The sequence below is a fragment of the Pseudomonas mediterranea CFBP 5447 genome (assembly GCF_000774145.1).
Lineage (GTDB): Bacteria > Pseudomonadota > Gammaproteobacteria > Pseudomonadales > Pseudomonadaceae > Aquipseudomonas > Aquipseudomonas mediterranea.
The window spans coordinates 1,470,136-1,492,814 of the sequence record NZ_KN322987.1 but is presented as its reverse complement, the minus strand read 5'-3'; the positions used below and the strand labels follow the sequence as shown (position 1 = coordinate 1,492,814).

At 61.0% G+C, this 22,679-nt stretch carries 17 protein-coding genes; 7 read left to right on the top strand and 10 right to left on the bottom strand.

Annotation, left to right across the window (positions count from 1 at the left end; translation table 11 throughout):
* Positions 1-35 precede the first annotated feature (35 nt).
* From N005_RS26465 to aspA, 8 genes are all read right to left on the bottom strand, one after another.
* Positions 36-4,649, bottom strand: a complete 4,614-nt coding sequence (locus tag N005_RS26465; protein ID WP_047703870.1) for a dermonecrotic toxin domain-containing protein — start codon at positions 4,647-4,649, stop codon at positions 36-38.
* 348 nt (positions 4,650-4,997) lie between these two features.
* A complete protein-coding gene (locus tag N005_RS26460) occupies positions 4,998-6,098 on the bottom strand; it encodes a polyamine ABC transporter substrate-binding protein (protein WP_047703869.1) in 1,101 nt (366 codons plus the stop codon).
* Positions 6,099-6,108: 10 nt separating this feature from the next.
* Positions 6,109-7,140, bottom strand: coding sequence for a histone deacetylase family protein (locus N005_RS26455; RefSeq protein WP_047703868.1), 1,032 nt, complete (start codon positions 7,138-7,140; stop codon positions 6,109-6,111).
* A gap of 403 nt (positions 7,141-7,543) precedes the next feature.
* Entirely contained in the window at positions 7,544-7,906 is a 363-nt protein-coding gene (locus N005_RS26450; RefSeq protein ID WP_024777854.1) for a DUF6124 family protein, read from the bottom strand.
* 596 nt (positions 7,907-8,502) lie between these two features.
* Positions 8,503-9,495, bottom strand: coding sequence for an AraC family transcriptional regulator (locus N005_RS26445; RefSeq protein ID WP_047703867.1), 993 nt, complete (start codon positions 9,493-9,495; stop codon positions 8,503-8,505).
* Between the two features lie 156 nt (positions 9,496-9,651).
* Positions 9,652-10,656, bottom strand: coding sequence for an asparaginase (locus N005_RS26440; RefSeq protein ID WP_047703866.1), 1,005 nt, complete (start codon positions 10,654-10,656; stop codon positions 9,652-9,654).
* Between the two features lie 132 nt (positions 10,657-10,788).
* Positions 10,789-12,237: an alanine/glycine:cation symporter family protein gene (locus N005_RS26435; protein ID WP_047703865.1), complete on the bottom strand. Its 1,449-nt coding sequence runs from the start codon at positions 12,235-12,237 to the stop codon at positions 10,789-10,791.
* 448 nt (positions 12,238-12,685) lie between these two features.
* Positions 12,686-14,110, bottom strand: coding sequence for an aspartate ammonia-lyase (aspA, locus tag N005_RS26430; RefSeq protein WP_047704176.1), 1,425 nt, complete (start codon positions 14,108-14,110; stop codon positions 12,686-12,688).
* A 181-nt stretch (positions 14,111-14,291) separates the two neighbouring features.
* Between aspA and N005_RS26425 the strand changes: the two genes are divergently transcribed.
* From N005_RS26425 to N005_RS26405, 5 genes are all read left to right on the top strand, one after another.
* Complete coding sequence (locus N005_RS26425; RefSeq protein WP_047703864.1) at positions 14,292-15,194, top strand: LysR substrate-binding domain-containing protein; 903 nt, start codon at positions 14,292-14,294, stop codon at positions 15,192-15,194.
* A 337-nt stretch (positions 15,195-15,531) separates the two neighbouring features.
* Complete coding sequence (gene purE, locus N005_RS26420) at positions 15,532-16,023, top strand: 5-(carboxyamino)imidazole ribonucleotide mutase (RefSeq protein WP_003196369.1); 492 nt, start codon at positions 15,532-15,534, stop codon at positions 16,021-16,023.
* 12 nt (positions 16,024-16,035) lie between these two features.
* Entirely contained in the window at positions 16,036-17,121 is a 1,086-nt protein-coding gene (locus N005_RS26415) for a 5-(carboxyamino)imidazole ribonucleotide synthase (protein ID WP_047703863.1), read from the top strand.
* 100 nt (positions 17,122-17,221) lie between these two features.
* Positions 17,222-17,467 carry a GlsB/YeaQ/YmgE family stress response membrane protein gene (locus tag N005_RS26410; protein WP_003187057.1) on the top strand — a complete coding sequence of 82 codons (246 nt, stop codon included), beginning with the start codon at positions 17,222-17,224 and terminating at the stop codon, positions 17,465-17,467.
* Between the two features lie 88 nt (positions 17,468-17,555).
* Positions 17,556-18,092, top strand: a complete 537-nt coding sequence (locus tag N005_RS26405) for a DUF3299 domain-containing protein (RefSeq protein ID WP_047703862.1) — start codon at positions 17,556-17,558, stop codon at positions 18,090-18,092.
* Positions 18,093-18,297: 205 nt separating this feature from the next.
* Here N005_RS26405 and N005_RS26400 read toward each other — a convergent pair whose 3' ends face one another.
* Positions 18,298-19,197 carry a D-hexose-6-phosphate mutarotase gene (locus tag N005_RS26400; RefSeq protein WP_047703861.1) on the bottom strand — a complete coding sequence of 300 codons (900 nt, stop codon included), beginning with the start codon at positions 19,195-19,197 and terminating at the stop codon, positions 18,298-18,300.
* Positions 19,198-19,254: 57 nt separating this feature from the next.
* Positions 19,255-19,659 (bottom strand): acyl-CoA thioesterase, encoded by a 405-nt coding sequence (locus tag N005_RS26395; RefSeq protein ID WP_024777863.1) that lies wholly within the window; start codon positions 19,657-19,659, stop codon positions 19,255-19,257.
* Between the two features lie 383 nt (positions 19,660-20,042).
* Between N005_RS26395 and N005_RS26390 the strand changes: the two genes are divergently transcribed.
* Positions 20,043-21,341, top strand: coding sequence for an MFS transporter (locus N005_RS26390; protein WP_047703860.1), 1,299 nt, complete (start codon positions 20,043-20,045; stop codon positions 21,339-21,341).
* A gap of 230 nt (positions 21,342-21,571) precedes the next feature.
* The gene (locus N005_RS26385) at positions 21,572-22,570 is read left to right on the top strand and encodes a phosphate ABC transporter substrate-binding protein PstS (protein ID WP_047703859.1); all 999 of its coding nucleotides are present in this window, start codon (positions 21,572-21,574) and stop codon (positions 22,568-22,570) included.
* The last annotated feature ends 109 nt before the right edge of the window (positions 22,571-22,679 follow it).

The window sequence follows — 22,679 nt, the reverse complement described above, 5'->3', positions numbered from 1 at the left end:
TGGTGCCGGGCATCAGCAGATGCCCGGCTTTGCATTCAGGAACGCGATTTTTGAAAGAAGACGGTCTTGGCCTGATCAACGGCGATTTCAGCGCGGTAATGGTCGATCAGTTGACGTTGGTTGAGGGATTCGGTGCCGGCGATGACGGTGGTCCTGTGATTGGCTTGGGCAACTGTTTTCAAGCGTGCGGACAGGAATGTGTAGGCCGGCACCCAGTTTGTCGAGTAACGGAAGTCCGCGAACCAGAGTGCTTTACCGGTTTTCAGGTCCTTGATCTCATACCGGTCGAGAAAGCCGTAGGGTGGATACTTGATACGTTGGCGGCTCTTCTGTTTGGTGATGGAAATCAGGTTCCGACTTTTAAGCCATATGATGCTGCTCATGGTCGGCGGGCGTTGTTTGATGACATTCAGGACGGTTTCGAAACCCAGGACATACAGGGCGCTCGCTTCCTTCTCGAGCTGGGTGCGCAAGGTTTCGGCCGCGCGTCGCTGCTCTTGCGGCAGTTCGAACGTTTCGTTTGAGGTCACGCCTTGCGCCTGGTCGAGGGCCTTCTTGATGGCCGCGCTGACTTTCTCCATCCTGCCTGCGTGGGCATTGAGGATCATCCCGATGCCGGCAGGTGTCTTGCTGGGCTGGTTCACGGTTTCCTCGATCTGTGCCTTGAACGCCGCCAGCCCGTTGATCAGGTCGTTGCCCTTCGTGATGCTGATGTTCAAGGCCGGGACGGTGGAGGTCGAGGCGTCGGGTTTCATATGCGGGATCCATTCGCCGGTTTCCTTGCGATGGAACGTGACGATGATGTCTCCCGAGAACGGATTCTTCACATCGAGCCAATCGGTTTCCTCCATCGATCGGGATAAACGCGGCTCGCCGCTGACCAGGCCCCAGAAGCGCGCTCGGATGAACTTTTTCCTCGGCCTGGGGCGTTGCTCATACGGGGAACCAGCGTTTCGCCGATCTCTTCTCTCGTCGAGGGCGGTCGCCAGATGACGCAACGTCCATTGTTCAAGCGTAGCGATCCCCGTGCGCAGTCGGGCGAGTTGGGGCTGACGCACGCTGCTCTTGTACTCGTTACTCAGGTAGTGGAGGTGTTCGTCGATGGCGGCGAACTGCTCGGCCAGGCTACCGAATGCATCTATCCGCTCATCCAGCCGGATCACGCTGCGCTCATCGATGGCGTCGCGCAGGCTTTGGTACGCGACCGTGGCGTTATCGACAACCTGGTTGAGCGCTTCCCAGCCTTCGGGCATCGACTCGACACTTTCCAGCGTCAGGCACAGGTGACGAAACATATCGATCTTGATCAGGCGAAGGTCGGCGGCCGTATAGATCGGCATCTTCTTACGGTGCCGCCGGATGAATTCGAAACCTTCATAGCCGACGTTCTTCAGTTCGGTGAAGCGCGTCTCCATATAGTCCAGGCGCTCGATCATGTCGTCACCGACGCTGACCATGCTCTCGGCGGCGTCAATGTGCTGTTGTTCCAGCACTTTCACCCCGGACGTGATCAAGCCTTTGGCTTTGTCCAAGGCCGGAATGAAGCGTTCCTGGAGAGCTTCCAACTCGGCGAACGTGAAGTTGACCTGGGCGTTCAGGTAACCAAGTCGGGTGCGAGGGTAGTCGGGCCTTGACTGGAAAAGTGGCCATTCCATCAAAGTTCTCAACGCTTGCTCGTAGTTTTCTCGCTGGGTTTTCAGCGTGGCGACATACACATCGCGCTTGATTTCCCTGGCCGCGCCCGACGCTTCGTCCATTGCCTCGGCCTGCATCGTCAGCGCTTTCTGGTTCTGCGGCTTCTTTGCTTCGAATTGATTCAGTGCAGCTAGCAGATCGATCCGACGCCGTTGCGCGTCGGCGATGACTTTCTGCCTGACGCCTTTGGACCCGCCGCCACGTAACCGCAGACGTGTGTCGATGTGCCATTTGCCGTGGGCATCACCCATCAGGGGAGGGCCCTCGCGGGCGGGATTTTTTCCGTCGACGATAGAGACCAGCTCGCCTTCGACCCGTACCCTGAACCACTTGCCCGCCATTTTCGCGTACCAGTCACCTGTCTGCTCATAGAGCCCCCTGAGCACGCCCTCGGTTTGGAGCTCTCCCGGATCTGCGGGTTCATCGATGCTGAAGGTGTCGATGAACTGTGCGCTTTCCCGCGATCTGCCCATCAAGGCGCCAATGGAACGGATGGTCTCGTAGTGCTCGGTCGGCAGCGACGTACTCGGAAGCGCTCCGAGTTGCTCTATCACCAGTTTGTGTGGGGTTTTTGGCAGGTTTTCCAGTTCGCGCACCTCTGGCGGGGCTTTTACCCGATGAGGACTCCTGGCAGCCCTGGCGCGGTCGATGGCGTGGGTAATGATCGCCAGCGCGATGTTCAGCAGCAGGTCAGTGAACGCCTCCCACTTGGCCGGTCGATCGGCCTCTGGTTTGTTTTGCATCAACGTGTCGACGTCGTCCAGGATTTGCCAGAGCCAGGCTGCGGTACCAACGGCGGTTCCCAGGTAAGGCAAGGTCAGGTTGAACATCAGCCAGCCCGCGCGTTTGAAGGTTTCCCAGCGATTTTCCTGGTTGGACACCGATTGCCGATCGGCCAGTTCGACCAAGGCATCGGCATTGGCCTTGAACAACTGTGGCAGGAAATCCGTCCCCAGGGTTTTGTCGGTCAAACTCACGGGACCACTATAGGCCAAGGAGGTCAACGGGTCGGTCACGAACGACACGATGCCCCAAGGGGAGGGCAGCAGGTCCGGGAAAACCAATCGGCCGTAATCGTTACGCACCCCGTCAGGCAGCCAGGCCAGCACCGATTGGCGTAACGAAGGGATTTGCCTGATCGCATACAACAGATTGCTGAACGATGGGTACTGGCTCAACTGCGGCTCCAGCATGGGGCGATACAGCAGGCAAGGCCCGGCGCTCGCATCCTCGGGGCCGATGACGAACATATTGGTCACGACGTCTTCCGAGTCACCCAGTTGCAGTTCGGGCACGAAGGCCAGTTGGCGCACGACAATGGTTTTTCCGTCCACCTGGCGATCGGCTTCATCAGGTTCCATGAGTGCGGCGACGTAGCGGTGCCCCCTATCGTCCAGGCGTCCTTCCCCACGGATTTTGCATTCCAGCGCCAGCATCGGCAGCTGGATGCGCAATTGCGAGGTGTACAACTTTTCGCGGCGGCTCGACTCTGCCGGGTCGTCGAGCAGTTTGCCCTTTACCAACTCGAGGTAAGTGCGACCGATATCGACTTGGGTGATGAGGTTTTCGATGTACGCCACGGTCATCCATTCGGGCAGCTCGTTCTCGCCCAGGGATTGGACGGCTTTGTCGCCCAGGGGAAGGGCGATCAGGTTCTGCAAGGCGAGTTCGACCAGGGTGAAGCGGGTGGTGTCGATCTTTCCGGGCACGACGAAGCTTCCCCAGATCACGGGGCTGCGTACCTCGAACTCGATTTCATTCAGGTCAAGCGTTGAGGCATCGGGGTGGTCCAGAACCATCTGTTTCTTCAGCTCGCTTGACGCGTAGTCCTTGATGGCAGGAATCCCATCCAGGTAGGTTTTGCCGGCATGGGATTGATTGAGTATCGACAGGTTCTTCATGTACTGGGCAAACAGCGTCTGATCGGACGGCGAGGCCTCCAGCAACCAATGGGGCATCTGTCTCTGGAACCAGGCCACGAGCGCGTCCTCATCGGCTTCTTCGCCGTTGACAGGAGGCTCGTAGGTCACCCATGTCTGCGGGGAGGTCCCGATGACCTTGACCTGCTCGGCAATCATCCCGCAGGCCTTGTGATCGAAAATGTTGCCGTCGGGCTCGAACAGTCGCCACTGGATCTTGCGATAGTTGGCCGTACCAAAATGGGGCGGGAGGGACTGGCCCAGGGCCTGCTGTGAAGCGAACTTCTCGTAACCGTTGACGATCGAGTACTTGAGGATGACTTCCTTGCCTTCGATGGTGCCGATCAGGACCACGATCGAGTTGTCGCCCAGCCGTTTCACCTCCGGGCCATCCACCTTGTCGACGTCGATCAGATACGCGTGGGTGTCATAAGGGTCGCTCTCCTTGCGGTCCTTGCGGTCGGGGTAATGGAATAGTTGCCTGGCCATGTCGCATTCAGTCGTCGTCCAGCCCTCGATGCGTCCGACGTTCCACGCCCTGCGCAGGGTACTGGAGAGCTCATGCCAGCGTGGGCCGGAATCGCCAACGGATGCATTCCAGTACGCCAGTTGTTGCTCCTGACAGGCCGTCAACATGGCCGGCACCAGCTCATTGATCAGGCGCCCGACCTGGTCGATGCGCACAGGCAAATGCACACTCGGGGATGTCAGTGGTAGCTCGGTCAGGTAATGCAACCCTTCGATCAGCAGCATCGGATCGCTTTTTTCGTTCACCAGGCCGGCCAGCATCTCGGCGAGCGTTTCATAGCGGGTTGGAAGTCGCACGATCTCGTCGTCGACAATGTCCCAGCTCGGCTCGCCGACCACGGTGTTGTGCGGGTCAAGATTCAGCGTGGGGTAGAGCTTCTTGAGGCCGTCGCGCAGAAGTATGGACGCGACCTCCGGATACGTGGGTCCGGCGAGCAACTGATTCAATATAGCGTCCCTGGGGTTGGTGTCGGCCTTGAGGATCGTGGTGATAGAGGTGGCTGTCATCTGAGTCTCCCTGTCTCGCGATGAATGGAATCCCGAAGCTGAGTGCTTCGGGATTCTCATGCTAGTGGGGCAAGAAACAGGGGAGGTGGTAACTATGTATCTCGTGTCGTTAAGGGCCAGGCGATGCCAATCTCTGTGGGAGCGAGCCTGCTCGCGATGACATCGGCACATCCAACGTCGCCGGTGACTGACCCACCGCCATCGCGAGCAGGCTCGCTCCCACAATGGGATGGGCGGTGAACTTGATATTCAAGCTCGGCGCAGAACCTGTGGGAGCGAGCCTGCTCGCGATGGCATTGGCACATCCAACATTGCCGGTGACTGACCCACCGCGAGCAGGCTCCTTGATCATTGCCCCGACTTGATCCGGGTCCAGGCACGCGTTCGCGCCCGTTCGGCGTCCCTTGGCAAAGGCTGCAAGGTATACAGCGTCGCCATGGCCGCCTCCGTCGGGTACAGATTGGGATTGCCACGAATCGCCGGATCCACCTTCTCGGTAGCATCCTTGTTCGGATTCGGATAACCCACGAAATCACTTACCGGCGCAATCACCTCTGGCTGCAGCAAGTAGTTGATGAAGGTGTACGCGTCATCCGGGTTCTTCGCCCCTTTTGGAATGGCGAGCATGTCGAACCAGATCGGCGCGCCTTCCTTGGGCAGGCGCATGTCCACCGTCACGCCGTTCTTGGCATCCTTGGCCCGATTGGCCGCCTGGGAAAAACTCCCGGAATACCCAACCGCCACACAAATATCTCCATTGGCGATATCTGCCATGTATTTGGAAGAGTGGAAGTACGTGATATGCGGCCGGATCTTCATCATCAAGGCCTCGGCCTTGGCATAATCCGCCGGTTTCTTACTGTTGGGGTCCAAACCCAGGTGCTGCAGGGCCAGGGGCAGGATTTCCGAAGGCGAATCCAGCAGCGCCACGCCGCACTGCTTGAGCTTGCTGATGTTCTCTTCCTTGAAGATCAGATCCCAACTGTCCACGGGCGCGTTGTCACCCAGGGCCGCCTTGACCTTGTCCGGGTTGAAGCCGATCAGAATGGTCCCATACATGTACGGGACGGCGAACTTGTTGCCCGGATCGTTGGCCTCGATCAACTTCATCAACTTGGGATCGAGGTGATTCCAGTTCGGCAACTTGCTGCGATCCAGCGGCTGGAATACACCGGCCTCGATCTGCTTGGCAAGGAACACATTGGAAGGCACCACCACGTCATAGCCGGAGTTGCCGGTCAGCAACTTCGCCTCCAGGGCCTCGTTGGTATCAAAGATGTCGTAGACCAACTTGATCTGGCTGTTCTGCGCCTTGAAGTCTTCCAGGGCCTTGGGCGTGATGTAGTCGAACCAGTTGTAGACGCGCAAAGTCCGCTCTTCAGCCTGGGCGGCGCTACAGAGCAGCGCGGTACAGAGGGCGGGAACCATCAAACGCTTGAGTCTTTTCATGCTTTTTTCCTCATTGGGCGCTTTGAAAACCTTCGAGAACGTTCACGGCATTGATGCCGATTTCTGCCACCGCATAACCGCCTTCCATCACGAACAGCGTCGGTTTGCCGAGTGCCGCGATGCGCTTGCCCATCGCCAGGTAATCCGGGCTGTCGAGCTTGAATTGCGAGATCGGATCGTCCTTGAACGTGTCCACGCCCAGCGAGACGACGATGACATCGGCGTCGTAGCGTTGGGTTTCAGTACAAGCCTGTTCCAGCGCAGCACTCCAGGTGTCCCAACCTGAACCGGCCGGCAAAGGGTAGTTGAAGTTGAAGCCTTCCCCAGCGCCGTCGCCGCGCTCGTCCGCATAACCGAGGAAGAATGGAAATTCGGCTTCCGGATGACCATGGATCGAGGCGAACAGCACATCGCTGCGCTCATAGAAGATCGACTGCGTGCCATTGCCATGGTGGTAATCCACATCGAGGATCGCCACCTTCCGATGGCCCTGGTCGAGAATGGCCTGGGCGGCGATGGCTGCGTTGTTGAGATAGCAATAACCCCCCATAAGATCACTGGCCGCGTGATGCCCAGGTGGCCGACACAGTGCAAAAGCACTGCGCGCGCCCCGTTGGATTTCGGCCTGGGCGGTGAGGGCGACCTGGGCCGCACTGTAGGCCGCTTGCCAGGTGCCGGCGGTGATCGGCGCGCCACCGTCGAAGCTGTAATAACCGAGTTGGCCATGCAGGCTCTGCGGGATGACCGTGCGCAGGGTGCGAGCCGGCCAGGTGAAGGGCAGCAAGTCGCCGTCGCGGTTGTATTCTGCCCAGCGATCCCAGGCGCCTTTGAAGAACTCCAGGTAGGCGGGGGTGTGGATGCGCTGGATCGGCGCCAGGCCGAAGTCCTTTGGCGCTTCCACCGGGCCCAGCGCGCGAGCCTTGACCCGTTCCAGTACATGGTCGGCGCGGGAGGGCATTTCGAAACAGGGCATGAGCTGCCCGTCCATGAGCTCACAGCGGCCGTGGTGCAGGTGGTGATCGTCTGAGTAGATCGTCAGCATTTGTTGTTCTCCGCAAGGGACTGATCGGTTGAGGATAGTCTTGCGGCGGGTGGTGTTCAGGAGAACGGTGGGAGAGGCCAAAAGGGGATTGAAATGGCCAAAAGGTTTGACCGGAAATGGCTCTTTGGCGCTGGTACGTTAAGAGCAGGGAACTTCGGCAGGCTTTCGAATCGTTGCTAGCTGGTTCAGCCAGAGATCTACTTGGGAGCTGAATCGTCGTGAATAGGGCTGATTCCTGTGGGAGCAAAGCATGCTCGCGATTGCGGTAAGTCAGTCAGCCACAATGTTGACAGGTCTGTCGCTATCGCGAGCAAGCATTGCTCCCACAGGTTTTGCGCCGTTTGATCCTTAACTGATTGATATTACGCAATGCGCCGGTTTTTTTACTAAGACAAGCTAACCGCTACCGCGGATCAACATTATCCAGTGCCCGGTTTGCCAGTAACGAACTCAGCTCGATCAATTGTTGAATGCCAAGGGCAACGTGGCGGCGAGAGCCATCCAGTTCGAATGCGAGGTCACTGACCATCGCATCAGCCGAAGCCAGGGTTTCGCTGAGGTTGGCGAGCAGGCATTCGGTGTCGACGTCTTCTACGACGGTGAACAGCTGACCCGGTTGGGTGGTGGCTTCAGGTTTTTCCGGTTTCGGTAATAGGTAGAAATCCAGGGCACGTTTGGCGGCGGCGTCGAGTTTTTGGGCGTTGATGCCGTCGGCGTAGGGGGAGGTGGGGTCTGCTTCAGGAGGATTGGGGGTGATCTTGAACATGGTGGTGCTCCTTTCGTAAGAGGAACCGTCACCGTCTGCCGCCAAGCAGATGGGGTGACGGATTACACAAGGTTGGCGGACCGGAACGAAAGGAACCCGGCATCCCCGAGGGGATCCTTGCGCAACCCGTCATAACAAGAGCATGCAAGGCCAGGGGCATTGCAATCATGTTTGAGGGTATTGCGCCTTTCGTGTTCCGGGCCGCCAAGCCCGGTCGCTGAGTGTGCAGCGACGGGGATTACGATAGGAGCCAGGGCCTGGGCGCACAAGCGGGCGGATTCTGGCGTAGTTGTAGGCAAAGGCGCAAGGTTGGGTAGCCCGCCGGAAGTCTGGCAGTCAGGAGATACGACGCGGGTAGGAGCGGGCTGCAATCCGTGGCGAGGGAGCTTGCTCCCGTTCGGCGGCGTAGCCGTCGTGGGCTGGTTGGTGTGGTTTGTCAGATAGACATGCGTTGGTTGGATTGGGGCTGCTGCGCAGCCCAGCGGGAGCAAGCTCCCTCGCCACAGGGGTTGTGGTTGGGCTTATGGGATGTGGTGTCTGGGGGATTGCTTCGCGAGCAGGCTCGCTCCCACAGGGGGTGGGTGTTTTCCCTGGGTTTAGGGCCTGAACTGGCTCGGCGCTACGCCGCTCCAGCGGACGAAGGCGTGGCGGAAGCTGGCGGTTTCGCTGAAGCCCAGCAGTTCGGCGATGCGGTGGATGGGGAGTTGGTCCTCGCAGAGCATTTGCTTGGCCCGCTCGAAGCGCAGTTCGTCCAACAGTTCCTGGTAGCTGCAGCCCGAGTCCTTGAGGTGGCGGCGCAGGGTGCGGGCGGAGCAGTTCATTTGTTCGGCCAGGCCTTCCAGGCCGGGAGCGGCGTCGAGTTGGGCGGCGAGCAGTTGGCGGATGCGGCCCAGCCAGGCTTGGCGGCCGGTGAATTCGATGTTCTGCTTGCGGCAGCGTTCGACCATGGCGTGATGGGTGATGGGGTCGGCCAGGGGAAGGGGTTGGTCGAGCCAGTGGTGGTCGAAGGCAAAGGCGTTGTCGACGGCATCGAAACGCACCGGGCAATCGAAAAGGGCCCCGTAGCGGGCGTGGTAGTCCGGTGCCGGATGCTCGAAGCGCGCCGCGCGCAAGGGCAGCACGTGGCCGAGCAGGTCGTTGCAGATGACTTTCAACGAGACCATGCAGAACTCGGCGTTGAACGCGGCCAGGGCCGGATTTTCCCGATAATCGCTGGCGCTGAGCCAGACCGCCTCCTCGTCTTCCTCCAGGTTCAGCTCGAAGAGTGTTCCCAATAGCGCCGGATATTGCAGCGCCAGTTGCAAGGCGTCACCTAAGGTGGCACTGGTGAGCAGGGCGTAGCCGAGGATGCCGTAGGATGAAACGTGCATGCTGCGCCCCAATTCCAGGCCGATGTCGCGCTTGTGGGCGACGGCGTTGGCGCAGACCTGCATTTCCTGGTTGGTGGTGATACGCGTGTCGGCCCGGCTCAGGTCCGCCGCGCTGATGCCGCTGCCGGCCAGCAATACGTCACTGGGTAGGCCCTCATGCTTGAAGGCGTTGAGCACCAGGGAGACGGCATTGAGGGTGGTGAGATGGGAATGAAGCATGTCCGTTTCCAGCCTGGGGAGACGGGGAATGAGAGCAAGTTGTATGCCTGACTTTAAAGAAGGTACCGCTTTGTGGCGAGGGAGCTTGCTCCCGCTCGGGCGCGCAGCGACCGCTCATGTTGGGAGCAAGCGCCCTCGCCACAGGTTTTGCGGATGTCAGATAAGCTCGCCGCACAGGTCCAGCTCAACCAACCGCCGAACCTCATCCACTGGCAGCCCTGCGCCTATCAGCGCCTGCAACTTGCCGAACGCCGCTTCGCGGGTCATGCCGCCGCCGGACAGCACGCCGACGCCACGCAAACGGCTGCCGGCCTCGTACACGTCCAGCTCCACGCCGCCTTCATGGCATTGCGTCACCGCCACCACCGCCACGCCGTTGTCCCGTGCCCGGGCGAGGCTGGCGAGGAAGGCCGGGTTGTCGCTCGGGCCGGTGCCGCTGCCGTAGCACTCCAGCACCAGACCCTGGATGCCGCTGCCCAGCAGGCCGTCGAGGATGTCGGCGCTGATGCCCGGGAACAGCGGCAGCGCCGCGACGTTGGCCAGTTGTTTCGGCTGGTTGTAATTCAGCTGCGCCGGCAGCGAAGTGGCCTTGGCACCGCCGCCCTGACGTTCCAGGCGTTTGAATGGATGGCGACCGAAGCTGCGCACCTTCGCGCAACGGGTCGGCGCCAGCAGTTCGCCGTGGAAGTACAGGTGCACGCCCGGTGCCAGACCCTGGCCGAGGGCGACCAGCGCGCCGCTGAGGTTTTCCCAGGCATCGCTGTCGGTCACGCCGGCGGGCAGCATGGAGCCGGTGAAGCAGACACGGGCATGCAGGCCCAGCAGTTGGAAGCTCATCGCCGCCGAGCTGTAGGCCAGGGTGTCGGTGCCGTGCAGGATCAGCACGCTGTCGCAACCCTGTACATCCACGGCGTCGACCACCGCTTCGCGCAGTTGCTGCCAGTAGGCCGGGGTCATGTTGGCGCTGTCGATCAGCGGCGACATTTCCCGGAAGCGCCATTGCGGGATGACCAGTTCAGGTTGGCTGTGCAGGTAGTCGCGCATGCGTGCTTCGAAGCCAGAGGCCGGGGCGAGGCCGTTGGCGCTGGCTTGCATGCCGATGGTGCCGCCGGTGTAGAGCACCATGACGTGCTGGGCGGCTGGGTAGGTCGAGGAATTCATGGTCGTTCTCCGAGGACGAAAACGGCAGCTTCATCGAGCTGCCCCAACATAAGGTCGAGCATGACGCCGACCTTACGCTGTGTCACGCCGGGCGCAGGGGATGCGCCCGGTTTTTTGCGGCAGGCTTGCCGATCAGCGTTGCGCTGCGGCCACACCGGTCACCGCGTCAGGCTGGGCAGCCGGAGCGGATGGGGTGGCTGGCCAGGCCTTGCGGTCCAGGTCCAGGTCCGGGAACTTGCTGGAGTCGAACACTGGCACCTTGATGCCGGCCGAACGCTGGGCGTCGTAGTCGCGCAGGATGCGCATGCCGACCTTGAAGAGCAGGAACAGCGCGATCAGGTTCACGAACGCCAGCAGGGTCATGGTGATGTCGGCGAAGGCGAACACGGTGCTGAGGTTTTCGATGGCGCCCCAGAAAATCAGCACCAGTACCAGTGCGCGATAGCCGATCAGCGCCTTGCGGTTTTCACCGAGCATGAAGCGCAGGTTGTTCTCGCCGAGATAGTAGTTGTAGAGGATCGAGGTGAACACGAACAGCGCCAGGGCCACGGAGATGAACATCCGGCCCCAGTCACCGACCACGGCGGCCAGGGAGTTCTGGGTCAGGGCAATGCCGTCGCCTTCGAAACCAGGGGTGTAGAAACCCGACAGCAGGATCAGCAGCGCGGTGCAGGTGCAGATCACGAAGGTGTCCAGGAACACGCTGAACGCCTGGACCACGCCTTGGGCGACCGGGTGTTCGACCGATGCAACGGCGGCTACGTTAGGCGCACTGCCCAGGCCCGCTTCGTTAGCGAAGACGCCGCGCTTGACGCCCATGACGATGGCGCTGCCGATCAGGCCGCCGAACGCCTGGTCCAGGCCGAAGGCGCTCTTGACGATAGTTGCCAGCATGGCCGGTACGTGGTCGAACTGCAGCACGATCACGTAGATGGTCACGGCGATGTAGGCCAGGGTCTTGACCGGTACCAGCAGGTCCGCAACCTTGGCGATACGCTTGATCCCGCCGATGAACACCAGGCCCAGCAGCACCGCCAGGCCCAGGCCGGTGTAGGTGGTGTCGAGGCCGAAGGCGTTGTTCAGCGAGTGGGTCACGGCGTGGGCTTGCAGGCCGTTGAAGGCGAAGCCGAAAGTGACCAACAGCAGGAAGGCCATGATCATGCCCAACCAGCGCTTCTGCAGGCCGTGCTCGATGTAATAGGACGGGCCGCCACGGTACTGGCCTTTGGAGTCGCAGCGCTTGTAGAGCTGACCGAGGGAGCACTCGAAGAAGCTGCTGGACATGCCGACCAGCGCGGTTACCCACATCCAGAACACTGCGCCGGGGCCGCCGAGGGTCACGGCAATGCCGACACCGGCAATGTTGCCCGCGCCGACACGACCGGCGAGGCTGAGCATCAGGGCCTGGAAGGAGCTGAGTTGGTCGGTGCTGCTCTTGAGGCTGTCACGGAATACCGAGAACATGTGGAAGAAATGACGGAACTGGACGAAACGCGAGCGGATCGTGAAGTAGCCGCCGAGCCCGACAATGAGCAGGATCAGCACTTTCCCTGAGAGGAAGTCGTTGATGACTTCGAGCATGAGTATTCCTCGCTGTTTTTTGTTTAAGCAAATGCTGGCCATTTGGAAACATCACGAAACATCCGTCGGCGCACGGCTTGACAGGTGAGGCGAGGTTTCGTCCCGGTCCAATTCGCGGGTTGTTATTAGTTCGGGTTTCGCATGTTTAAGTCTCGCTACCGACGACCACACATGGCGAAGAGGGGCGGCACTATACCTATCAGTGTGATGCCCGTCTGCACGGTTGTGGTGCAAGCGACGAAACGACGTGCTGGAATTAACGAAAATCGCAGCCTTCGACAGCCCCTTTCAGGAGCTGCCGAAGGCTGCGATCTTCTTCCGGTGTTATCGTTTTCGGCATAAGGCCTCCTTGGCAGTGGCAAAAAAAGGGCTTGGGGAAAAAATCCCCAAGCCCTCAAAAGGTGAGAGGTGTCTAGTCCCTCGACCTGGTGAGCGGTGGTTGCATCGATCACGCTTTCAGCGGGACCAGACGCGGAGCAATCATGTTTTCCGGGCGCAGGATGTCGTCGAGCATGGCGTCGTCGAGCAAGCCTTCTTCGCGCACCAGTTCCAGCACGCCGCGGCCGCTTTCCAGGGCAACACGGGCGATGCGGGTGGCGTTTTCATAGCCGATGTACGGGTTCAGGGCGGTGACCAGGCCGATCGAGTGCTCGACCAGTTCGCGGCAGCGCGCTTCGTTGGCGGTGATACCGACGATGCAGTGCTCGCGCAGCATGTCCATGGCCCGTTGCAGCAGGCGGATCGAGTCGAAGATCTTGAAGGCGATCAGCGGTTCCATCACGTTCAGTTGCAGTTGGCCGCCTTCGGCCGCCATGGTCAGGGCCAGGTCGTTGCCGATGATCTGGAACGCCACCTGGTTGACCGCTTCCGGGATCACCGGGTTGACCTTGCCGGGCATGATCGAGCTGCCTGGCTGGCGGGCCGGCAGGTTGATTTCGTTGATGCCGGTACGTGGGCCGCTGGACAGCAGGCGCAGGTCGTTGCAGATCTTCGACAGCTTGACCGCGGTGCGCTTGAGCATGCCGGAGAACAGCACGAAGGCACCCATGTCGGACGTGGCTTCGATCAGGTCGGCAGCCGGTACCAGCGGTTGGCCGCTGATGGTTGCCAGGCGCTGCACGGCCAGGGCCTGGTAGCGCGGGTCGGCGTTGATGCCGGTGCCGATGGCGGTGCCGCCCAGGTTCACTTCGGTGAGCAGTTCGGGCGCCAGGGTTTTCAGGCGCGCCAGGTCTTCGCTCAGGGTGGTGGCGAAGGCACGGAATTCCTGGCCGAGGGTCATCGGCACGGCGTCCTGCAGCTGGGTGCGGCCCATCTTCAGGACGTGGCTGAATTCTTCACCCTTGGCGGCGAACGACTGGATCAGGCTGTCGAGGCTGGCCAGCAACGCATCGTGACCCAGCAGCAGACCCAGGCGGATCGCGGTCGGGTAGGCGTCGTTGGTAGACTGCGCCATGTTCACGTCGTTGTTCGGGTGCAGGTACTGGTATTCGCCTTTCTGGTGGCCCATGGCCTCCAGGGCGATGTTGGCGATGACTTCGTTGGCATTCATGTTGGTCGACGTGCCGGCGCCGCCCTGAATCATGTCCACCACGAATTCTTCGTGGAAGTCGCCGCGGATCAGACGGGCACAGGCTTCGCTGATGGCTGCATGCTTGGCTTCGCTGAGTTGGCCCAACTCGCGGTTGGCGTCAGCGGCAGCCTGTTTGACCATTGCCAGACCGATGACCAGCTTGGGGTAATGCGAGATCGGAACGCCCGAGAGACGGAAGTTGTTCACCGCTCGCAGGGTCTGGATGCCGTAATACGCTTGTGCTGGTACTTCGAGTACGCCAAGCAGGTCTTTTTCTGTGCGGAATGATGCAGCGGAGGACATGATGGAAATCATCTCGATAAGAACCCGGTCTGTGCCGGAACGCTGTGGATCGTAGGCTCTCGTAAACGTAAGGGCCAATGCTGTTAAACACTGCCCTATGCATATTCGGCATAATGCGGATGTGACGCCGGCGGTACGGCGGACGTGTGACCTGTTTTGGTGCATGTTTCGGGAGAACGTGATGAATCTTGAAAGCAAATGGCTCGAGGACTTCAGTGCCTTGGCGGCTACCCGCAGTTTCTCCCAGGCGGCCGAACGGCGTTTCGTCACGCAACCGGCGTTCAGCCGGCGGATCCGTAGCCTGGAAGCGGCGCTGGGGCTGACCTTGGTCAACCGCTCCCGCACGCCAGTCGAGCTGACGGCGGCCGGGCAGTTGTTTCTGGTGACGGCGCGCACCGTCGTGGAGCAGCTGGGCGAGGTGCTGCGCCACTTGCATCATCTGGAAGGCGGGCAGGGCGAAGTGATCCAGGTAGCGGCCGCGCACTCCCTGGCCCTGGGCTTCTTCCCGCGCTGGATCGCGCAACTGCGCAATGAAGGCATGAACATCGCCACCCGCCTGGTGGCGACCAACGTCGGCGACGCCGTCCATGCATTGCGTGAGGGTGGCTGCGACTTGATGCTGGCGTTCTACGACCCGGATTCGGCGATGCAGATGGATCCGGAGATCTTCCCGTCGCTGCACCTGGGCCAGACCGAAATGCTGCCGGTGTGTGCCGCCGATGCCAACGGCAAACCGCTGTTCGACCTCGAAGGCGAGGCCAGTGTGCCGTTGCTGGCCTACAGCGCCGGGGCGTTTCTCGGTCGCTCGGTGAACCAGTTGCTGCGCCAGCGGGCGCTGCGTTTCACCACGGTCTACGAAACGGCCATGGCCGACAGCTTGAAAAGCATGGCCCTGGAGGGCCTGGGCATCGCCTGGGTGCCGCAACTGAGCGTGCGCGCCGAACTGGCCCGGGGCGAACTGGTGATCTGCGGCGGCGGGCAATGGCACGTCCCACTGGAGATCCGCCTGTACCGCTGCGCCCTGGTGCGCAAGGCCAATGTGCGGTTGTTGTGGCGCAAGCTCGAAGGCGGCGCCGGCTCCTGAAAGCACGCGCAAACCCTGTGGGAGCGAGCCTGCTCGCGATGACGGACTGACATTCAACATCAATGTTGCCTGACCCACCGCTATCGCGAGCAGGCTCGCTCCCACAAAGGGGATTCGGGATGCGGTTTTATTGACCTTGAGGTCAATAAAACCGCCGCCCAGGCACAAATGACAGATGGTCGCGACAGGGGCTGTTTATCTGCTTCATTGCGGTATACTGCGCGGCCTTCGGCCGGTTCGGATCGGCCACTATTCGTACAACAAGCCACGCCGGTTTCCCGCGTGGCTTGTTGTTTTTTGACGCGCCTGCGGGCGCCCAGAGAGAAGAGGCACATTGATGAGTGCATTGGTTGGCGTGATCATGGGCTCCAAGTCCGATTGGTCCACCCTTAGCCACACCGCCGATATGCTGGAAAAGCTCGGCATCCCTTATGAGGTGAAAGTGGTCTCTGCCCACCGCACCCCGGACCTGCTGTTCCAGTACGCCGAAGAAGCCGAGGCCCGTGGCATCGAGGTGATCATCGCCGGTGCCGGTGGCGCGGCTCACCTGCCAGGCATGTGTGCGGCCAAGACCCACCTGCCGGTGCTGGGCGTGCCGGTGCAGTCGTCGATGCTCTCGGGCGTCGATTCGCTGTTGTCCATCGTGCAGATGCCGGCCGGCATTCCGGTCGCGACCCTGGCCATCGGCAAGGCCGGCGCGATCAACGCCGCTCTGTTGTCGGCGAGCATCCTGGGCGCCAAGCATCCACAGTTCCATACCGTGCTGAAAAAATTCCGCGCTGAGCAGACAGACAGCGTCCTGGACAATCCAGACCCACGCATTGCCTGAGGTTGTTGACGAATGAAGATCGGTGTAATCGGTGGCGGCCAGTTGGGTCGCATGTTGGCCCTGGCGGGTACGCCGCTGGGGATGAACTTCGCTTTCCTGGACCCGGCGCCGGACGCCTGTGCCGCCGCGCTGGGTGAACACCTGCGGGCCGACTACGGCGACCAGGATCACCTGCGCCAACTGGCCGATGAAGTCGATCTGGTGACCTTCGAGTTCGAGAGCGTCCCGGCCGAGACCGTTGCCTTCCTGTCCCAGTTCGTCCCGGTCTACCCGAGCGCCGAAGCCTTGCGCATTGCCCGCGACCGCTGGTTCGAGAAGAACATGTTCAAGGACCTGGGCATTCCCACCCCGGCCTTTGCCGACATTCAATCCCAGGCCGACCTGGAAGCTGCCGTCGCTGCCATCGGCTTGCCGGCCGTGCTCAAGACCCGCACCTTGGGTTATGACGGCAAGGGCCAGAAAGTCCTGCGCAACCCTGAAGACGTCGCCGGTACGTTCGCCGAGCTGGGCAGCGTGGGCTGCCTGCTGGAAGGTTTCGTGCCGTTTACCGGCGAAGTCTCGCTGATAGCCGTGCGTGCCCGCGACGGTGAAATCCGTTTCTACCCGCTGGTGCACAACACCCACAAGGACGGCATCCTCAAGCTCTCCGTGGCCAGCACCGACCATCCGCTGCAGGCCCTGGCCGAGGATTACTCCAGCCGTGTGCTCAAGCAACTCGACTACGTCGGCGTGATGGCGTTCGAGTTCTTCGAAGTGGACGGCGGTCTCAAGGCCAACGAAATCGCGCCGCGGGTGCACAACTCCGGGCACTGGACCACCGAAGGTGCCGAGTGCAGCCAGTTCGAAAACCACCTGCGGGCGGTCGCCGGGCTGCCGCTGGGATCGACCGCCAAGGTCGGCGAAAGCGCGATGCTGAACTTCATCGGCAAGGTACCGGACACCGAAAAGGTCCTGGCGATTGCCGACTGCCATCTGCATCACTATGGCAAGGCGTTCAAGGCCGGGCGCAAGGTCGGTCACGCCAACCTGCGTTGTGCTGACCGGGCGACGCTGGCCCAGCAGATCATCAAGGTCGAGACGCTGATCGCCGAGCAATAATCTGCAACACGATTGGAACCATTCGTCGGCCGGATTCTCTCATGGCAAGGTGCCAAAGTCTGATTAGGCTTTGGCTATCTCACTCAAAAGGGGAATTGCCATGGGAATCATCGGAACCATCTTCATCGGCTTGATCGTTGGCCTGCTGGCACGCTTCCTGAAACCAGGCGATGACAGCATGGGCTGGATCATGACCATCCTGCTCGGTATCGGCGGTTCGCTGGCAGCCACCTATGGCGGCCAAGCCCTGGGTATCTACCAGGCCGGGCAAGGCGCCGGCTTCATTGGTGCCCTGGTCGGCGCGATCGTGCTGCTGGTGATCTACGGCCTGATCAAAAGAAACTGAGTCAATGCGACAAAGCCCTCTGCGCACGGCGCGCGCAGGGGGCTAGAATGCCCGGCGTTCCATCCATCACTCATTGCCGAGCCCTTTCATGCGCCGTCTAGTGTTGACCCTTCTTCTGCTGGGCAGTGGCCTGGCCCATGCTGCCGAGCTGCCGGAAACCGACTGGCTCGAACTGATGCCCAAGTCGGATCAGAAAGCCCTCGAGGCCATGCCCGAGATCGACCACAACTCCCCCGAAGCCAATGGCACCTTCACCAACAAGGGTGGCCTGAAGCAAAGCAAAGGCTTGCCGGCGGTGATGTATTCGACCAAGACCGTGGCCTCGATGAACGACAAACACATCCGCATCGGCGGTTACCCGGTGCCGTTGGAAACCGACGCCAAGGGCCGCAGTACGTTGTTCTTCCTGGTGCCCTATCCCGGCGCCTGCATCCACGTCCCGCCACCGCCGCCTAACCAACTGGTGCTGGTGCGCTACCCCAAGGGCCTGAAGCTGGACGACATCTACACGCCGCTGTGGGTGACCGGCACGCTGAAGATCGAAAAGGTCGAAAACGACCTGGCGAGCGCGGCGTATGCGCTGGATGCGGAGAAGGTGCGGGTGGTGCAGGAGGCGGATCTGTAACCGCCGGGCCGACCCGAGACAAATCCCTGTGGGAGCGAGCCTGCTCGCGATAGNGTGGAACTGCTGGATAGAGGATATTTGTGTACGACGCCAGAGACTGTGGGAGCGAGCGTGCTCGCGATAGCGGTGGCCCATTCGGCATTGATGTTGGCTGACAGATCGCTATCGCGAGCAGGCTCGCTCCCACAGAGGGATGTGATGGGGCTTAGAGCGGTTTGCTCCTGATGCTCACGCCCAGGGTATGACTGGCCTCGGGCAACAACGTCACCACATCGTCCATCACGTTCGCCGTCTCGATGCACAGCATGCGTTGCCAGCCATCGTCGGCCATGTCGCTGAAGGCCTTGGCGCGTTCGGTCCAGGGGTTCCAGATCACCGCCGAACGTGAGCCGCTGCTGGTCAGTTCGATCCGCCGTTCCCAATGGGGGTCGACGATGCTCAGTGTCGCCGGGGTATTCAGATAGACACGGTCGGTCTCGCCGGCAAAGTGCAGGTCACCGGACTGGGTGGCGGTGTTCCAATCGTCCAGGGTTTCGATGTAGTTCAAGCCGGCCACGCCTTCGACGTGCACGTTGCGCACGTCGCTCACGGCGAAATAACTGTGCAGCGCCTGGCTGAGGCTGACGGTTTCGCTGCCGCGGTTATGGCTGGTGAGGCTGATGTGCAGTTGCGCGTCCATCACGATGGTCAGCGTCAGGTCGACCTGATGAGGCCAGCCCGCCAGGCCGTTCTCGGGGTAGGGCAGTACGAACTGGATTTTCAGGCCTTCGCCCTCGACCTCGATGCCTTTCAATTCCCAATCCATCGCCCGCACCAGGCCGTGGGCGGTGGCCGGCTCGTTGCTCACGCGCATGGCCTGGACGCTGTCGGGGTTGCGGGTCAGGTTACCGAACCATGGCCAGCACACCGGCACGCCGGCGCGGATGCTCTTGCCAGCCTTGAAGGTCGCCTGGTCGTTGAGCCAGATCAGCGGCGGTTGGCCATCCACTTGATAGCTGAGGATATGCGCGCCTTGCTGGGCCACCAGCAACTCGGCCTGACCGTGGCGGATACGCCAGCCATTGAGTTCATCCAGTTTGACGGCTTCGACATTGGGCGTGGGCATACTGCAAACCTCGTTCAGGAACAGGAACCGCAATGGACCACAAAACGGCCGTCGCGTTTAACGAGCGCGCGGCGGAACCGAACGGGTGCGACCACTGCCGTCGATGGCGACGAACACGAACACCGCCTCGGTCACCTTGCGCCATTCACTGGACAGCGGGTCGTCGCTCCAGACCTCGACCATCATCTGGATCGAGCTGCGGCCGATTTCCAGGGTCTGGGTATAGAACGACAGCTGTGCGCCTACGGCCACCGGCACCAGGAACGCCATGCGATCGATCGCCACGGTCGCCACGCGCCCGCCGGCTACCCGGCTGGCCATCGCCGTGCCGGCCAGGTCCATCTGGGACACCAGCCAGCCGCCGAAGATATCGCCGAAGCCGTTGGTGTCGCGGGGAAGCGCGGTGATTTGCAGGGCAAGGTCGCCTTGCGGGATTGGATCTTCTTGTTCGAGCTCTATCATGCCGGGGGTGCCTCTGACCCGTAACTCTGTCTTGTACTTCAGGTGAATAGCCGTCTTTGTAAAAAACGATTCAGCCCGAACACATTGCGTTCGTCACGTTTTTCGAAAGGCGCGCTAAAGGGAGACTCTGCGAAACCGGCTGGCCCTGGTGTTTTCTTCTACGAACCCTGCACCACCAACGACGTTTTCGCACAGCAACCCCTTACAGAGTGTCGCAAGCCTGCGAGTATATCGGGCGATAGCCGTCGAGACGACCACCCGGTTCTGATTTCGACCGAGAATGACGCGCCTCCCTGTGCTTTTTCCAACAATTTGCTATCGTGCCGAACCGCTACAGCCCCGATTTCCGGGTTGCAGAACCGACTATAAGAGAAGCCTTCGCCATGACCACTGCGCCTTCGAGCACGGCAGCCCCTGCGCAACCCGCCCGTCCGCTGACCCGCAACGACTACAAGACCCTGTCGCTGTCTGCCTTGGGCGGCGCCCTGGAGTTCTACGATTTCATCATTTTCGTGTTCTTCGCCACCGTGGTCGGCAAATTGTTCTTCCCGGCCGACATGCCCGAGTGGCTGCGCCTGATGCAGACGTTCGGCATCTTTGCCGCCGGCTACCTGGCTCGACCCCTGGGCGGGATCGTCATGGCTCACTTCGGTGACCTGCTGGGGCGCAAGAAGATGTTCACCCTGAGCATCTTCATGATGGCCGTGCCTACCCTGATCATGGGCCTGTTGCCGACCTACGCGCAGATCGGCATGTGGGCGCCGATCCTGCTGTTGCTGATGCGGGTGATCCAGGGCGCGGCCATTGGCGGTGAAGTGCCGGGGGCCTGGGTGTTCGTGTCCGAACACGTTCCGGGGCGCCACATCGGTTATGCCTGCGGCACCCTCACGTCGGGCCTGACGGCGGGGATCCTGCTGGGTTCCTTGGTGGCCACCGCGATCAACACCCTCTATACGCCGGTGGAAGTGGCGGATTACGCCTGGCGCATTCCGTTCCTGCTGGGCGGTGTGTTCGGCCTCTTTTCGGTGTACCTGCGCCAGTGGCTCCACGAAACCCCGGTGTTCGCCGAGCTGCAGTTGCGCAAGGCCCTGGCTGAAGAAGTGCCGCTGCGCGCGGTGCTGCGCGACCACCGCGGTGCCATTGTTATTTCCATGCTGCTGACCTGGCTGTTGTCCGCGGCCATCGTGGTATTGATCCTGATGACGCCGACGGTCCTGCAGACGGTCTACCATTTCGCGCCGACCACTGCCTTGCAGTCCAACAGCGTGGCGATCGTGATGCTGAGCATCGGCTGCATCCTGGCCGGTGCCCTGGCGGACCGCTTCGGTGCAGGACGGGTCTTCGTCTTCGGCTGCGCCGCATTGCTGGTCAGTGCCTGGACCTTCTACCACAACCTGGCCGACCATCCGCAGTGGCTGTTCCCGATGTATGCCCTCACCGGCCTGCTGGTGGGCACCATCGGGGCGGTGCCCTACGTCATGGTCAAGGCCTTTCCACCGGTGGTGCGCTTCAGCGGCCTGTCGTTCTCCTACAACGTGGCCTACGCGATTTTCGGCGGCCTGACGCCGATGATCGTCAGCCTGCTGCTCAAGGAAAGCCCGATGGGGCCGGCTTATTATGTGGCGGTGTTGTGTGGGGTCGGGATGGTGGTGGGTGGTTATCTGTGGAAGAAAGGGCGCTAGCCTTCCGTTTTTCATCGACTTTACTGGCTTCATCGCGAGCAGGCTCGCTCCCACATTTGGAATGCATTCCCTGTGGGAGCGAGCCTGCTCGCGATAGGGGGACTCTGCGAATCATCCTGTAAAACTCAATGCTGGCCTTTCATCCAATTGTCATATTTCAGCCATAGAGTGTTCACACGGCTTACCGATACTTGGCCGACTTAACACACCCTATCTGCTAGGAGTAAGGCATGAAACTGAAGCGTTTGATGGCGGCAATGACTTTTGTCGCTGCTGGCGTTGCGACTGCCAACGCGGTTGCTGCTGTTGACCCTGCGATCCCGAGTTACACCAAGACCACTGGTGTGTCGGGCAACCTGTCCAGCGTCGGCTCCGATACCCTGGCAAACCTGATGACCTTGTGGGCCGAGAACTACAAGAAGGAATACCCGAACGTAAACATCCAGATCCAGGCCGCCGGTTCCTCCACCGCGCCGCCCGCACTCACCGAAGGCACCTCCAACCTGGGCCCGATGAGCCGCAAGATGAAGGACAACGAACTGCAGGCCTTCGAGCAGAAGTACGGCTACAAGCCAACTGCTATCCCGGTTGCCGTGGACGCCCTGGCTGTATTCGTGCACAAGGACAACCCGATCCAGCACCTGACCATGGAACAGGTCGATGCGATCTTCTCGTCCACCCGCCTGTGCGGCGCCAAGGCTGACGTCAAGACCTGGGGCGACCTGGGTGTGACCGGCGACCTGGCCAACAAGCCGGTTCAATTGTTCGGTCGCAACTCGGTATCCGGCACCTATGGCTACTTCAAGGAAGAAGCCCTGTGCAAAGGCGACTACAAGCCAAACGTCAACGAACAACCTGGCTCGGCTTCGGTCGTTCAGTCGATCAGCTCCTCGCTGAACGGCGTGGGTTACTCGGGCATCGGCTACAAGACCGCCAGCGTGAAAACCGTGGCCCTTGCCAAGAAAGGCAGCAGCGAGTTCATCGAAGACACCGAAGAAAACGCACTGAACGGCAAGTACCCGCTGTCGCGTTTCCTCTACGTGTACGTCAACAAGGCTCCGAACAAGCCTTTGGCCCCGCTGGAAGCCGAGTTCGTGAAGCTGGTCCTGTCCAAGCAAGGCCAGGAAGTCGTGGTCAAGGATGGCTACATCCCACTGCCAGCCAAAGTAGCCGCCAAGGCACTGGCTGACCTGGGTCTGTCGGAAGGCGGCAACGTCGCCAAGCAGTAACACCTGAGCCCGGGCTCCTGTGGGAGCGAGCCTGCTCGCGAAGACGGTGGCACATCCTCCAGGGATGCAAGCTGATACACCGCTTTCGCGAGCTGACCCGCCCCCATAG